Annotated in this window: 15 protein-coding genes; 6 read left to right on the forward strand and 9 right to left on the reverse strand. The window is 63.6% G+C overall.

Going from position 1 to position 14,447, the window contains the following annotated elements; all coding sequences use genetic code 11:
- Nucleotides 1–54: 54 nt before the first annotated feature.
- Nucleotides 55–288, forward strand: a complete 234-nt coding sequence (locus tag ATI53_RS22955; RefSeq protein WP_146609902.1) for a hypothetical protein — start codon at nucleotides 55–57, stop codon at nucleotides 286–288.
- A gap of 19 nt (nucleotides 289–307) precedes the next feature.
- Here ATI53_RS22955 and ATI53_RS08985 read toward each other — a convergent pair whose 3' ends face one another.
- Nucleotides 308–907, reverse strand: coding sequence for a 2-hydroxychromene-2-carboxylate isomerase (locus ATI53_RS08985; protein ID WP_009504195.1), 600 nt, complete (start codon nucleotides 905–907; stop codon nucleotides 308–310).
- Nucleotides 908–1,007: 100 nt separating this feature from the next.
- On the opposite strand from ATI53_RS08985, the gene ATI53_RS08990 reads away from it, so the two are divergent.
- Entirely contained in the window at nucleotides 1,008–2,018 is a 1,011-nt protein-coding gene (locus ATI53_RS08990) for a ribose-phosphate pyrophosphokinase (RefSeq protein ID WP_009504196.1), read from the forward strand.
- Here the strand turns inward: ATI53_RS08990 and ATI53_RS08995 are convergent.
- The 8 genes from ATI53_RS08995 to ATI53_RS09030 all read right to left on the reverse strand — a co-directional run bounded on the left by ATI53_RS08995 (nucleotide 2,011) and on the right by ATI53_RS09030 (nucleotide 9,519).
- Nucleotides 2,011–2,373, reverse strand: a complete 363-nt coding sequence (locus ATI53_RS08995; RefSeq protein ID WP_034452226.1) for an H-type lectin domain-containing protein — start codon at nucleotides 2,371–2,373, stop codon at nucleotides 2,011–2,013. The genes ATI53_RS08990 and ATI53_RS08995 overlap by 8 nt on opposite strands.
- Nucleotides 2,374–2,430: 57 nt before the next feature.
- On the reverse strand, nucleotides 2,431–3,099 hold the full coding sequence (locus tag ATI53_RS09000) for a MarC family protein (RefSeq protein WP_009504198.1): 669 nt from the start codon (nucleotides 3,097–3,099) through the stop codon (nucleotides 2,431–2,433).
- A gap of 166 nt (nucleotides 3,100–3,265) precedes the next feature.
- Nucleotides 3,266–3,700: a F0F1 ATP synthase subunit epsilon gene (locus tag ATI53_RS09005; RefSeq protein WP_009504199.1), complete on the reverse strand. Its 435-nt coding sequence runs from the start codon at nucleotides 3,698–3,700 to the stop codon at nucleotides 3,266–3,268.
- A gap of 50 nt (nucleotides 3,701–3,750) precedes the next feature.
- Nucleotides 3,751–5,175, reverse strand: a complete 1,425-nt coding sequence (atpD, locus tag ATI53_RS09010; protein ID WP_009504200.1) for a F0F1 ATP synthase subunit beta — start codon at nucleotides 5,173–5,175, stop codon at nucleotides 3,751–3,753.
- Between the two features lie 16 nt (nucleotides 5,176–5,191).
- Nucleotides 5,192–6,073, reverse strand: coding sequence for a F0F1 ATP synthase subunit gamma (locus ATI53_RS09015; protein ID WP_111550230.1), 882 nt, complete (start codon nucleotides 6,071–6,073; stop codon nucleotides 5,192–5,194).
- Between the two features lie 21 nt (nucleotides 6,074–6,094).
- Nucleotides 6,095–7,633 (reverse strand): F0F1 ATP synthase subunit alpha, encoded by a 1,539-nt coding sequence (atpA, locus tag ATI53_RS09020; RefSeq protein ID WP_009504202.1) that lies wholly within the window; start codon nucleotides 7,631–7,633, stop codon nucleotides 6,095–6,097.
- Complete coding sequence (locus tag ATI53_RS09025; RefSeq protein WP_111550231.1) at nucleotides 7,634–8,200, reverse strand: F0F1 ATP synthase subunit delta; 567 nt, start codon at nucleotides 8,198–8,200, stop codon at nucleotides 7,634–7,636. It lies immediately after the preceding gene.
- A gap of 569 nt (nucleotides 8,201–8,769) precedes the next feature.
- Nucleotides 8,770–9,519 (reverse strand): class I SAM-dependent methyltransferase, encoded by a 750-nt coding sequence (locus ATI53_RS09030; protein WP_009504204.1) that lies wholly within the window; start codon nucleotides 9,517–9,519, stop codon nucleotides 8,770–8,772.
- Nucleotides 9,520–9,582: 63 nt separating this feature from the next.
- Between ATI53_RS09030 and gloB the strand changes: the two genes are divergently transcribed.
- From gloB to ATI53_RS24280, 4 genes are all read left to right on the forward strand, one after another.
- Entirely contained in the window at nucleotides 9,583–10,338 is a 756-nt protein-coding gene (gene gloB, locus ATI53_RS09035) for a hydroxyacylglutathione hydrolase (protein ID WP_009504205.1), read from the forward strand.
- Nucleotides 10,339–10,496: 158 nt separating this feature from the next.
- On the forward strand, nucleotides 10,497–12,830 hold the full coding sequence (gene clpA, locus ATI53_RS09040) for an ATP-dependent Clp protease ATP-binding subunit ClpA (protein ID WP_009504206.1): 2,334 nt from the start codon (nucleotides 10,497–10,499) through the stop codon (nucleotides 12,828–12,830).
- 628 nt (nucleotides 12,831–13,458) lie between these two features.
- Nucleotides 13,459–13,836: a hypothetical protein gene (locus ATI53_RS22960; RefSeq protein ID WP_146609903.1), complete on the forward strand. Its 378-nt coding sequence runs from the start codon at nucleotides 13,459–13,461 to the stop codon at nucleotides 13,834–13,836.
- Between the two features lie 65 nt (nucleotides 13,837–13,901).
- Nucleotides 13,902–14,435 (forward strand): beta/alpha barrel domain-containing protein, encoded by a 534-nt coding sequence (locus ATI53_RS24280; protein ID WP_311135986.1) that lies wholly within the window; start codon nucleotides 13,902–13,904, stop codon nucleotides 14,433–14,435.
- The last annotated feature ends 12 nt before the right edge of the window (nucleotides 14,436–14,447 follow it).

Here is a 14,447-nt window from a genome sequence, read left to right on the forward strand (position 1 = left end):
GTGGCATCTGCGCCACGCCTTCGCCCTGTTGCGCAAACGGGGCAAACGTCAAACTTGAGCCAGATTTCCGCGCCGGTTAGGAACAGATTGACGATCAGGCCCGTTGATGGGCAGACATCGCAAAAAAACGGAAACAAAAAAATGAGCGCCCTTCTCGTCCTTTTCCTTATGGCGGCCTGTGTTGTCCTGTTCTTCAGCATCTCCGGTGCGGCGATCTGGTGGGCCGGCCGCCTTCCCGTTGCGTCCGAAAAGGCGGGCCTTGCCGCGCAGGGTCAGCCCAAAGCCTGACCCGTCTGGCCAGTTGGGGTCACAGAGCGCCCGAAAGGTGCGCCTCCAGATCGTCCAACCGGTCCTGCCCCCAGAATTTTGTACCGTCCGCCAGAACGTAGAACGGCGCGCCGAAAACCCCGGCGCCGACCGCGTCTTCGAGGTTCTGCGCATAGACTTCGGCGCCGGTCAGCAGTCCCGAAAAAGTCAGGTTCGGGTCGTAGCCCGCCGCCTTCAGGCAATCCTGCACCACCGCATCCTCGGCGATGTCCCTGTCCTCGGCCCAGCAGGCGCGCAGGATGCTGTGCGTCAGCGCCCCCAGATCGCCACCCCCGGCGGTCTGCGCCGCAATGATTGCATAAGACGCGGGCGCCGGATTTGTCGGCCAATGCGCGGGTTTGAGGTTGAACGCCTTGCCCGCCTTTTTCGCCTGACGCGGCAATTCCTGCGCGCGGTACGCCATCCGGCTGGGGTGGCGGTCGCCGGGCTTGGTGCCGCCGGTGCGATCGAACAGCGCCATCACGTCAAGCGGCTTGTAGGTGATCGTCGCGCCGTGGGTCGCGGCGATCTGTTCCAGCCGGGTTCCCGCCAGGTAAGCATAGGGGGAAAGCACCGTGAAATAGTAGTCAATATGGGTCATGTCGTTCGCTCCTGCGGCCTTTGTCTTTGCGCCACGCTAACCGCGTGCTAAGGCCCCCGCAACGTCACGAATCTGTCATCGCTGCCGAGGCCCCCCCCCCATGCCCACCGTCATCGAACCCAAGCTTATCGCTGGTAATTCCAACCGCCCTCTTGCCAATGCCATCGCGCGGCGCATGTCGCTGTACCGCGGCATGTCCGTCGGCCTCGTCGATGCCCGCGTCGAGCGGTTCAACGATCAGGAGATCTTTGTCGAGGTCTACGAAAATGTCCGCGGCGAGGACATGTTCATCATCCAGTCGACATCGCGCCCCGCGAATGACAACCTGATGGAACTGCTGATCATGGCCGACGCGCTGCGCCGGTCGTCCGCTTCGCGGATCACCGCCGTGATCCCCTATTTCGGCTATGCCCGTCAGGACCGCCGCACCAAGGCGCGCACCCCCATCACCGCCAAGCTGGTCGCCAACATGATCCACGAGGCAGGCATCGAACGGGTGCTCACCATGGATCTGCACGCCACGCAGATCCAGGGCTTTTTCGACATCCCGGTCGACAACCTTTACGCCTCGCCGGTGTTCGCGCTGGATATCCTGAAACAGTTCGAAGGCGCGCTCGACGACGTGATGGTCGTGTCGCCCGACGTCGGCGGCGTGGCCCGCGCGCGGGAACTGGCCAAGCGGATCAACGCACCGCTGTCCATCGTCGACAAGCGCCGCGAAAAGGCCGGGGAGATCGCCGAGATGACGGTGATCGGGGACGTGTCCGGCAAGAAATGCGTCATCGTGGATGACATCTGCGACACCGCCGGCACCCTGTGCAAAGCCGCCGAGATCCTGATGAACCACGGCGCGACCGAGGTCCACGCCTATATCACCCACGGCGTGCTGTCCGGCCCCGCGGTCGAGCGGGTCAAGGCGTCGGTGATGAAATCGCTGGTGATCACCGATTCCATCGCCGCGACGGAAGAGGTCGCCAACGCCGAGAACATCCGAATCGTTCCGACCGCCCCGATGTTCGCCCAGGCAATCCTGAACATCTGGAACGGCACATCGGTCTCGTCGCTGTTCGAAACCGACACGCTGGGGCCGATCTACGAAGGCATCATCTGACCGGCTGGGACAGATCCCAATCGTCGTCGCTGTGCACCTCTCCGATGGCGATCCAACTCATGCGGGCCCGCGCCACGCGCGTGTCCGACCAGGTGCGGAACACCAGGTCGAAACCGGTTTCGGTGACGTCATCCGCCGAAATATCCGCCCGCAGATTCGCCCCTTCGGCGAAATCCCACAGCGACAGGGATACCTGAACCAGCGGCGGCGCCCGGAAGGGTTCCGAAAACGTCACCGGCCTGCGCCGTTCGCGCGCGCCGGTGCCGGTCCACATGTCGCCGCCCTGCGAAAAATCCGAAAAGATGTCGGTGTTGCCCTGATCGACGCCGATACGTCTGCCGTCCATCCTGCGCATGCCTGTCCTCCGCCCCGGTCCTGGGCATTGTGCGGGATCGGCCACGGGATGGAAAGCTCAGCCCTCGATTTCCAGCACCGAACTTTCGACCTGCGGCAGCGTGATGAGCCCGACCGCCTCGAATCCGCCAAGCACGTTGTCGACCGCCACGGTGGCCAGGATAATGCCCATCACGCGGCTTATGATGCTCGTCCCCGTCAATCCGATGACACGCTTGAGCCGCGCGGCCAGCAGCAGCAGTACCAGCGTCACGGCCAGCACCGCCATAAGAACCACCGCCGTCACCGCCTGATCGGGGATCGAATTGCGATTGTTGTCGGTCAGGATGACAATTGCCAGCATGGCGCCCGGCGACGCGATGGACGGCATCGCCAGCGGGAACACCGCGCCGGCCATGTGGTCGCGCTCGGCCTCTTCGATCTCTTTGGCGGGCTTGCTGTCGCCAAAGATCATCGTCAGCGCGAACAGGAACAGAATGATCCCCCCCGCGATCTGGAACGACCCCAGCCGCAGGCCCAGCGTGTCCATCAGCAACTGCCCCGCGACCAGAAAGGCCAGCAACACGCCGGCGGCGACCGCCACCGCCCGCATGGCGATTTTCCAGTGCAGCGCCGCGGGCACCCCGGCCACCGCAAAGAAATACACCGGAAGCGATCCGATGGGGTCGATCACGACGAACAGCGTGATGAATTCGCGCAGAAGGGATGTCAGGTCGAGTGCCGGCATCTGTCAGGCGGTCTCCGTGTGGGCGATGGGGTCGCTCAGCGGGTGCCACCCCCGGCGCGGCGACGCAAGCCCCAACGGGACGATCCGGCCCGCCATTGGCGGGAAAGCGCCCCGCCATGCAAAAAGCCCCGCCTGAGCGGGGCTTTTCATCGGATGTGGGGCGGTATCAGAAGTTCGGCTGCATCGGGTCCAGCCCGATATGCGTGCCGACGGCGACCATGTCCTGAAGCAGCTTTGCCGCGTCATCGACGGGGCCGGGTTCGTTGACCCAGTTCGCCTTGACGTCGTGGTACATCGCTTCCGCTTCCTTGACGAGCGCCTCATAGGTCGCCTGGTCCATGTCGGCGTAGGGCACGGCCTTTTCGGCCAGAACGCTGACGCCCGCGCCGATTTCGACGAACCCGCCGGTAACGACGAACTGCTCGGTGCCCTTGTCGGTATCGACCTTGACGATACCGGGACGCAGCGTCGTGATCATGGGCTCGTGGCCCGGACCCACGGCAAGGTCGCCCTCGGCGCCGGGGATCGAAACCAGCGAAGCCTTGGCGGACAGCAGGTTCCGCTCGGGGCTCACCAGGTCGAATTGCATCATATCAGCCATCAGGGCCTCCGGTTGGTGATGGGGGGCTGCACACCAGCCCCCCGCAGTCATCAGGCGGCTTCGGAAGCCATCTTTTCGGCCTTGGCCTTCACGTCCTCGATGCCGCCGACCATGTAGAAGGCGCCTTCGGGAAGGTGATCGTATTCGCCCGCGACAACCGCCTTGAACGACGAGATCGTGTCTTCAAGCGGCACCTGCACACCGTCCGAGCCGGTGAATACCTTCGCCACGTCGAACGGCTGGCTCAGGAAACGCTGGATCTTGCGGGCACGGGTCACGGTCAGCTTGTCCTCTTCGGACAGTTCGTCCATCCCGAGGATGGCGATGATGTCCTGAAGCGACTTGTAACGCTGAAGGATGCCCTGCACGTCGCGCGCGACCTGGTAATGCTCTTCGCCGATGACCAGCGGGTCCATCAGCCGCGAGGTCGAATCCAGCGGATCCACGGCGGGATAGATGCCAAGCTCGGAAATCGCGCGGTTGAGAACCGTTGTCGCGTCGAGGTGCGCAAAGGTCGTGGCCGGGGCCGGGTCGGTAAGGTCGTCCGCAGGAACGTAGACAGCCTGGATCGACGTGATCGAGCCGTTCTTGGTCGAGGTGATGCGTTCCTGCATCGCGCCCATGTCGGTCGCCAGCGTCGGCTGGTAGCCCACGGCCGAAGGAATACGACCCAGAAGCGCCGACATTTCCGAACCCGCCTGGGTGAAGCGGAAGATGTTGTCGACAAAGAACAGAACGTCGGTGCCGGTCGCATCGCGGAACTGTTCGGCCAGGGTGAGGCCGGTCAGCGCGATCCGGGCACGCGCGCCCGGCGGCTCGTTCATCTGGCCGTAAACCAGCGCGATCTTGGAATCGGGCAGGTTGTCCGGGGTCAGAACGCCCGACTCGATCATCTCGTGATACAGGTCGTTGCCTTCACGGGTCCGCTCGCCGACACCGGCGAACACGGACAGGCCCGAGTGCACCTTTGCGATGTTGTTGATAAGCTCCTGAATCAGAACCGTCTTACCCACGCCGGCACCGCCGAACAGGCCGATCTTGCCGCCCTTGGCGTAGGGCGCCAGCAGGTCGATGACCTTGATCCCGGTCACGAGGACCTCGGATTCGGTCGCCTGATCCTCGAACTTCGGAGCGGGCTGGTGGATGGCGCGGGTCTCGGTCGCCTCGACCGGGCCCTTTTCATCGACAGGCTCGCCCACGACGTTCAGGATGCGGCCCAGCGTCGCGGTCCCCACCGGCACCATGATCGGGCCGCTGGTGTCGACCACTTCCTGGCCGCGCACCAGACCTTCGGTCGAATCCATCGCGATGGTGCGAACGGTCGATTCACCCAGGTGCTGCGCAACTTCAAGAACCAGCTTCTTGCCGTCGTTGGTGGTGGTCAGCGCATTCAGGATCTCGGGCAGGTGGTCGTCGAACTTTACGTCGACCACGGCACCGATGACCTGAGTCACTTTGCCTTTTGCGTTTGCCATTTATCGTCTCCGGTTCTTAGAGCGCCTCGGCGCCCGAGATGATTTCGATCAGTTCGTTGGTGATGACAGCCTGACGCGACCGGTTGTATTCGATGGTCAGCTTGTCGATCATTTCACCGGCGTTGCGCGTGGCGTTGTCCATCGCGCTCATCCGTGCGCCCTGTTCCGAGGCCGCGTTCTCCAGCAGAGCCGAGAAGATCTGGGTTGCGACACCACGGGGCAACAGGTCGGCAAGGATGCGTTCCTCGTCCGGCTCGTAATCGTAAAGGGGGCCGCTGGCCGCCTCTTCGGTTTCGGGCGCATCAAAGGCCGCCGGAATGATCTGCTGTGACTGCGGCACCTGGCTTACCACGTTGACGAACGCCGAGTAAAAGATCGTCGCCACATCGAATTCGCCGCCATCGAAGCGGATCAGCACGTCGCGCGCGATCTTTTGCGCGTCGGCGTACCCAAGCCGTTTCACGTCGCCAAGATCGACGTGCCCGATGAACAGCGCGCCATGATCGCGCTTGAGCTGCTCGCGGCCCTTCTTGCCGACGGTGAGAATTTTCACCGTCTTGCCTTGGGACTTGAGCGTTTCAATCGCGACGCGCGCCTTCTTGACGATCGACGAATTGAAGCCACCGCACAGCCCGCGTTCGGCGGTCATGACGATCAGCAGGTGCACGTCGTCCGCGCCGGTTCCCGCAAGCAGTTTGGGCGCCGTGGCGCTGCTGCCGACAGACGCCGACAGCGCACCGAGCACCGCATTGAAGCGCTCGGCATAGGGGCGGGCCTGTTCCGCGGCATCCTGAGCCCGCCGCAGTTTTGCGGCGGCCACCATTTGCATGGCCTTGGTGATCTTGCGGGTCGATTTGACCGACGCGATCCGGTTCTTGAGGTCCTTTAGGCTAGGCATGATCCTGTCCTTTCAGGCCGCTCAGGCGTAGGTCTTGGCGAATTCGTCCAGAGCCGCCTTGAGCTTGTCCGCGGGTTCGCCTTTGATCTTGGGGTCCTCTGCCTCGATCCAGTCGAGGATGTCCTTGCGCTGGCCGCGCAGGAACGCCAGCAGAGCCGCTTCGAACTTGCTGACCTCACGGACCGGGACGTCGTCGAGGTAACCGTTGGTGCCCGCGAAGATGATGCAGACGATTTCGGCATTGCTCAGCGGCGAATATTGCGGCTGCTTCATCAGCTCGGTCAGGCGCGCGCCGCGGGCCAGCAGGCGCTGGGTCGATGCATCGAGGTCAGATCCGAACTGCGCAAAAGCCGCCATTTCGCGATATTGCGCCAGCGACAGCTTCACCGGGCCGGCAACCGACGACATCGCCTTGGTCTGGGCCGAAGAGCCGACGCGCGACACCGACAGGCCGGTGTTCACGGCGGGACGGATGCCCTGGAAGAACAGTTCCGTTTCCAGAAAGATCTGACCGTCGGTGATCGAAATCACGTTGGTCGGGATGAACGCCGACACGTCGCCGCCCTGGGTTTCGATGATCGGCAGCGCCGTCAGCGAGCCCGAGCCGTGATCTTCGTTCAGCTTGGCCGAACGCTCCAGCAGGCGCGAGTGAAGATAGAACACGTCGCCGGGATAGGCTTCGCGGCCCGGCGGGCGACGCAGCAGCAGCGACATCTGGCGATACGACACAGCCTGCTTGGACAGGTCATCATAGATGATCAGCGCGTGCTTGCCGTTGTCGCGGAAATATTCCGCCATGGCGGTCGCGGCGTAGGGAGCGAGGAACTGCATCGGCGCGGGGTCGGATGCGGTTGCGGCCACGACGATCGAATAGTCGATGGCGCCGGTGGCTTCCAGACGCTTGACCAGCTGCGCCACGGTCGACCGCTTCTGGCCGATGGCGACATAGACGCAGTACAGCTTCTTGCTGTCATCGTCGCCGGCGGCGTCGTTGTAGGATTTCTGGTTCAGGACCGTATCGAGCGCGATGGCGGTCTTGCCGGTTTGACGGTCGCCAATGATCAGCTCGCGCTGACCACGGCCGATCGGGATCATGGCATCAACTGCCTTGAGACCGGTCGCCATCGGCTCGTGCACCGACTTGCGCGGGATGATGCCCGGCGCCTTGACGTCGGCGATGCGGCGCTCGGTGTACTGGATCGGACCCTTGCCATCCACCGGGTTGCCCAGACCGTCGACGACGCGGCCCAGCAGGCCCTCACCGGCGGGCACGTCCACGATGGAATTTGTGCGCTTGACGACATCGCCTTCCTTGATCTCGCGGTCGGAGCCGAAGATCACGACACCGACGTTGTCGGCTTCGAGGTTCAGCGCCATGCCCATGATGCCGCCGGGAAATTCGACCATTTCGCCGGCTTTCACCGCGTCGAGGCCGTGAACGCGGGCGATACCGTCACCGACGGACAGCACGCGACCCACTTCCGCGACTTCGGCTTCCGTGCCGAAGTTCTGGATCTGCTCCTTCAGGATCGCCGAAATCTCGGCTGCTTGGATACCCATTTATCCGACCTCTTTCATTGCATTCTGGAGAGCGTTGAGCTTCGACGCGACCGACGTGTCGATCATCTTCGAGCCAACCTTGACAACAAGACCCCCGATGAGTCGCTCATCGACGGTGGTTTTGATCTTGACCTGCTTGCCGACGCTGCTGGACAGCGTCTGCGCCAGGCGGCTGGCCTGATCGTCCGACAGGGCGGTGGCCGAGGTCACCTCGGCGGTGATTTCGCCCTTGGATTCGGCGATCATCTCGCGCAGGTGCGCGATAAGTTGCGGCAGCACGAACAGACGGCGCTTTTCGGCCAGAAGGCCAAGCGTGTTGTGCATCGCGGGCATAAGACCCATCCGCGAGGCGACCGCCATGATACCCTTTTTCATCGACTCGCGCGGATAGACGGGCGACGCGATCAGGTCGCGCAGGTCGGGGCTGTCCGCGATCGCCTGCGACAGATCGTTCACATTGCTTTCAAGCTGGTCGAGAGCATTGGACTCATTGGCGATCTCGAAGACCGCCGTCGCATAGCGTGCCGCGATGCCGCCGGAGATCGAAGCTGGTTCAGACACGTCCACCCTTCCGATATAAGGCCCCCGCGACACTAGGGGCTGTCCCGGCGTCCGGAGGCGTTGTCCCTGCCCTGAGCTGTCCCAGGGCGTCGAAATCAGCGCGGATTTAGCAGAGCCTCCCCGCCCTCGCAACATGCTTGCAGCGTTTTAAGGTGCGTCCGGGCGCGGGTTTTTTGCCGGTGCGACCGTGCAGCCGGATCGCGTCGGGAAACAGGGCTTTGAAATGATGCGGTTTTTCAGGTTTTGTTAGGCTATTGGCATTTCTTCCTGCCGCAACGGAATGATCGCATCGAGATAGCGCAAACGGTCCGGCGGTTGCCTTGCGGCCGCCCGGGGCATCGTCCGCGAGGCCCCCCTTTTGTCGCGGTACAGCGAGCTTGCAGGGGCCGTGTTAGCGGTCGCGCAGGAAATGCAAGCTATGCGGCGCCCCGCCGAACGCAAGGCGATTCCCGCGCGCCGCGCGCCGAACACGTTCACAAGATCATGATCGACCCGCGACCGAAGACGGCGTGGGGCGCGCAAAGACCGGCCTGCAATCAACCGCTTACCCGGTGCGCCAACGCGCGCAGGCCCGGTCAGACCGGCTTGGGTTCCTTTTTGGGGACCGGCGATAGGACCTCCAGCGGGTTGGGCACGCGCACCCGGTCCCCCAGCCCCTTGCGTTGCGGCGGATAGCGTTTCGACGCCCGCACGATCAACACCCCGCCCGCCACAACCGCCGGAATGGCGCGCCCGATTCCTTCCCACATCGGCCCGGTCCGCATCCAGAACCGGCGTGGCGACGGCGGCTGATACAACACACTGACATGGCTCTGACGCACGAAATCGTACTGCCTGAGCTGGCTGTCGAGCTGGCCAAGCGAATAGGGCCGTCCGAAGCCGAACGGCGTGTTGTCCGACCGCGCCCACAGGCCCGACCGGTTGGGCACGATGAACAGCGCCTCACCGCCGGGGCCAAGCACGCGGTAGCATTCCTCCAGCACTTCGGACGGGCGTTCCGATGTTTCCAGCCCATGCATCAGCACCAGCTTGTCGACATGCCCCGTTTCCAGCGGCCACAGGGTTTCTTCGCACAGCGCGCTGACGTTGGGCAGGCCCGTGGGCCAGGGCATCACCCCTTGTGGTGCGGGCATAAGCCCGACCACCCGGCGCGATTCCTTGAGATAGGGGCGCAGCAGAGGCACGGCAAAACCGTAGCCGACCACCGTCTGCCCCTTGGCGTTGGGCCAGTATCGCAGGACCTGATCGCGCACAGCGCGCTGCGCCGCGCGGCCCAGCGCGCTGCGGTAATAAAAGTCGCGCAAACTGTGCACATCTAGGTGCATTGCGGTGAGGCCTCCGATCCTCCAATGTCGGTGGCAGTCTGGCAAAGCCTCGAAGGAAAGACCATGGAGATCGTCACCGTCCCCTGCCTTACCGACAATTACGCCTATCTTGTGAAAGGCCCGTCAGGCGTCGTGCTGATCGACGCGCCGGAAGCGGCGCCGATCGTCGACGCACTTGAGGCCCACGGCTGGGGTCTCAGCGATCTGCTGATCACCCACCACCATCACGATCACGTCGGCGGGGTCGATGCCTTGCGCGCGCGCTATGGCTGCACCGTCACCGGCCCCCGCGCCGAAGCCGATAAGATGCCCGCGCTCGATCACCCCGTGCAGGGCGGCGACCGCTTCGATGCGGGCGGGGTGGCCGTGGAGGTGATCCATGTGCCCGGCCACACGCTGGGCCATGTCGCGTTTCACATGCCCGACGCGGACGCCGTGTTCACCGCCGACAGCCTGATGGCGCTTGGCTGCGGGCGAATCTTCGAGGGCACCGCCCCGATGATGTGGGACAGCCTGAGCAAGCTTGCCGCGCTTTCCCCCGACACGATGGTTTATTCGGGCCACGAATACACCGCATCCAACGCCAAGTTCGCATTGACCGTTGAACCAGGCAACAAAGCGCTTATCTTGAGGTCTCATGAGATCGCCAAAGCTCGGACAGAGGAGCGCCCGACCGCCGCCTGCAAGCTGTCCGAAGAACTGGCCACCAACCCGTTCCTGCGACCCGATTCCCCCGAGATCCGCGATCTTCTGGGCATGCAATCTGCGTCAGATGCAGATGTCTTTGCCGAAATCCGCGCCCGGAAGGACCGGTTCTGACCCGCCGCTTTTGACGCCAAGAATACACATTCACAGCAAAAGTGAGCGGCCCCGTCACAGAAACTTCTTGATGGACGGCAGGAGTCGACCAAACTTTAACCATAGAAGGCGATGTTGGGTACCACAACGCCCGACACAGACAAGAGGAGCGCCCCACCGTGCCGTCTTTCTCGAATACCCTGGAACAGGCCATTCACGCTGCACTGGCTCTCGCGAACTCGCGCAGCCACGAATTTGCGACGCTGGAACATCTCCTGCTCGCCCTGATCGACGAACCCGACGCCGCCCGCGTGATGAAGGCATGCTCCGTGGACACCGAAGAACTTCGGACCACGCTGGTGGAATTCATCGACGAGGACCTGTCGAACCTCGTCACCGACATCGAAGGTTCCGAAGCGGTGCCCACCGCCGCTTTCCAGCGCGTCATCCAGCGCGCCGCGATCCATGTGCAATCTTCAGGCCGCACCGAAGTGACCGGCGCGAACGTGCTTGTCGCGATCTTCGCAGAACGCGAATCCAACGCGGCCTATTTCCTGCAGGAACAGGACATGACCCGCTATGATGCGGTGAATTTCATCGCGCATGGCGTGGCGAAAAACCCCGCCTACGGCGAGGCGCGCCCGGTCAACGGCGCCCAGGATGCCGAGGAAGAAGCGGTCAAGGCCGCCCAGTCCGAAGCGCCCGCCGACAACAAGGAATCGGCGCTTGGCAAGTATTGCGTCGATCTGAACGCCAAGTCTCGCAAAGGGGACGTCGATCCGCTGATCGGCCGCGAACAAGAGGTGGAACGCTGCATTCAGGTGCTGTGCCGCCGCCGCAAGAACAACCCGCTGCTGGTGGGCGATCCCGGCGTCGGCAAGACCGCCATCGCCGAAGGTCTGGCGCGCAAGATCGTCTCCGGTGACACCCCGGCTGTGCTGTCGAAAACCACCATCTTCTCGCTCGACATGGGCGCGCTGCTGGCGGGCACCCGCTATCGCGGCGATTTCGAAGAACGGCTCAAGGCCGTCGTGACCGAGCTTGAGGAACATCCCGACGGCGTGCTGTTCATCGACGAAATCCACACGGTGATTGGCGCGGGCGCAACCTCGGGCGGGGCGATGGATGCGTCCAACCTGCTGAAACCCGCGCTTCAGGGCGGCAAGCTGCGCACCATGGGGTCGACCACCTACAAGGAATTCCGCCAGCATTTCGAAAAGGACCGCGCGCTGTCGCGCCGGTTCCAGAAGATCGACGTGAACGAGCCCTCGGTCCCCGACACAGTCAAGATCCTCAAGGGTCTCAAGCCCTATTTCGAAGAGCATCACAGCGTCAAATACACCGCCGATGCGATCAAGTCCGCCGTCGAACTTTCGGCGCGCTACATCAACGATCGCAAGCTGCCCGACAAGGCCATCGACGTTATCGACGAGGCCGGCGCGGCGCAGCATCTCGTGGCCGAATCCAAGCGCCGCAAGACCATCGGTGCCCGGGAAATCGAAGATGTGGTCGCCAAGATCGCCCGCATCCCGCCCAAGAACGTGTCCAAGAACGACGCCGAACTGCTGCGCGATCTGGAAGGCACGCTCAAGCGGGTGGTCTTTGGCCAGGACAACGCCATCGACGCGCTGGCGGCGGCGATCAAGCTGGCCCGGGCCGGTCTGCGCGAACCCGAAAAGCCCATCGGCAACTACCTGTTCGCAGGACCGACAGGTGTCGGCAAGACCGAGGTCGCAAAGCAGCTCGCAAGCTCGCTTGGGGTGGAATTGCTGCGCTTTGACATGTCGGAATACATGGAAAAGCATGCGGTTTCCCGCCTGATCGGCGCGCCTCCGGGCTATGTCGGGTTCGACCAGGGCGGCCAGCTGACCGATGGTGTCGATCAGCATCCGCATTGCGTGCTGCTGCTGGACGAGATCGAAAAGGCGCACCCGGATGTGTACAACATCCTGCTACAGGTCATGGACCACGGCTCGCTGACCGATCACAACGGGCGCACGGTGGATTTCCGCAACGTGATCCTGATCATGACCTCGAACGCGGGGGCTGCCGAACAGGCCAAGGCGGCCATCGGCTTTGGCCGCGACCGTCGCACCGGCGAGGATACGGCGGCTATCGAGCGCACCTTTACGCCGGAATTCCGCAACCGTCTGGACGCCGTCATCAGCTTCCAGCCGCTGCCGAAAGAGGTGATCCTGTCGGTGGTCGAAAAGTTCGTGCTGCAACTCGAAGCACAACTGATGGACCGCAACGTCAGCATCGAACTGACGCGCCCGGCCGCGGAATGGCTGGCCGACAAGGGCTACGACGACCGCATGGGTGCCCGCCCGCTTGGCCGCGTGATCCAGGAAACGCTCAAGAAACCCTTGGCCGAGGAACTGTTGTTCGGCAAGCTGACCAAGGGCGGCGTGGTCAAGGTGGGCCTGAAAAACGACGCTCTTGACCTCAAGATCGAGGGGCCCGAAAAGCTGCGCCTGTCAACCAAGAAACCGCCTCTGCTGACGGCCGATTGAACGGCAGCGCCAAAACCCGTCACACCGCCGCGCCCCGTTGCGCGGCGGTGTTTTCATTTGTGGACCCTCAACCTTCCGTGCCATCGCCCGCGGTCTCACGAACAGCGACGATGCAGAGCAAGCCGTCCCAAAGCCGCACCGGACGCGGGCCGTGCAACCTCATCGGGAGAGGGTCCGCAGACATTCGCTGCACGCGGTCGACCTGGGGCTGATCTGATTGCCCGCCGCGTCGGTCCATCGGTCCATAGACACAAGGCGCAGGGCCACTCATCGCGCCCTGTCGAACGGGATAGGGCGCCGGGTCACATTTCAGCCACGCGCGAAAGCGGGCCAGTTCGTCCAGCGTCAGCGTCTGCGCACGAAACAGCGTCACATATCCGCGCGCACCGGCCCTGCGCGGCGCGACAATTTCGCTGATCCGCATCGGAATGTGGCCGATCTGGGGCAGATACACGGTTCAGGCCCGCACCTCCGCCTCATCCGGGGCGTATCCGAACTGTTTGAACATCGTATGGATGGCCCCCAGCCGCGAACGGCGAAATCCAGCCGCGATTCGCACAGCGCGTTCTCGTTGAACACCTCGATCAGGAGCAGCATCGCGTCGGAAATGGTTTGCGCGTAGACGCCGGTGTTCCTGGCCTATCGGTCGGAAAGCAACGCGTCCGGCCGCGCCTGCCGATCCTTCAAGAACCAGCAAAAGCTGGTGCAGGACAGATACGGCACACTGGCAAGCGGCTGGATCTTGACCGCCTCGACCCCGGACCGCACGAGCGCCTGGCGCGCCGCATCCGGCCACATGTCGCGCGATCCGCGCCAGCCGCTGGTCTTTTCCGGTACGTCGATCCCGCCGGGCGTGCGGGTCATGGCAGCGGCGATAGGCGATCACGCGGTTTTGGGGAAGCAACATGAACATTCAAATGACGTTACTGAACATTTCCGGACGCTTCAGGCCAGCGTCACGGAATGCCCCATATCGACTGCCTTCTTCTCCGGTCATACCAGTTGAAACGCCTTTCCTTATGCACCCGGATCATGAACTCCGGCCATGAAGCCGCCTCCGCGGACGACGTCATGCCCAAAGCGCGTTCCACTGCCGGTCATGCCGAACGCGCCGGCGGCGGCGGTGTGGCGGGACAGCCCGCCGGTGTTCAACAACACCCTCACCAACAAGGACGAGGAGGTCTGCCCTACATCCGGCAACTGCCCCATGCCTGCCGCGGCTACGGCGGCGCGGTGATGATCGAGCCGACCCAGCTTGGCCGCCGCACCGGAGGACGGGGCAAGGGCGTCCGGCTGTCCTCGGGTTTCTCGTACAGGCGCCGCGAACCGGCGCGCAGGGCGTTTCCCAAGCCGGCAAAGGATTGGGATATCGAACGAATCTCCGGCGATTTCCCCGGCGCGACCGGGCGGATGAAGGACGCCGGCATGGACGGGACCGGATTGCAGGTGTTCGGGCACCGGCCGGGCCAGTTCTGGTCGCCTCTGGCCCACGATCCGGATGGGCCATATGGCGGGCAAACGCTTGATAGCCGGATAAAGCCGCTGACGGATGTGCTGGCCGGAATCCGCGCGCGTCCATCATCGGGCCACGCTAGGGGCGCATGAGACCGAGGCGGG

This window comes from Salipiger aestuarii (assembly GCF_003259905.1).
Lineage (GTDB): Bacteria > Pseudomonadota > Alphaproteobacteria > Rhodobacterales > Rhodobacteraceae > Salipiger > Salipiger aestuarii.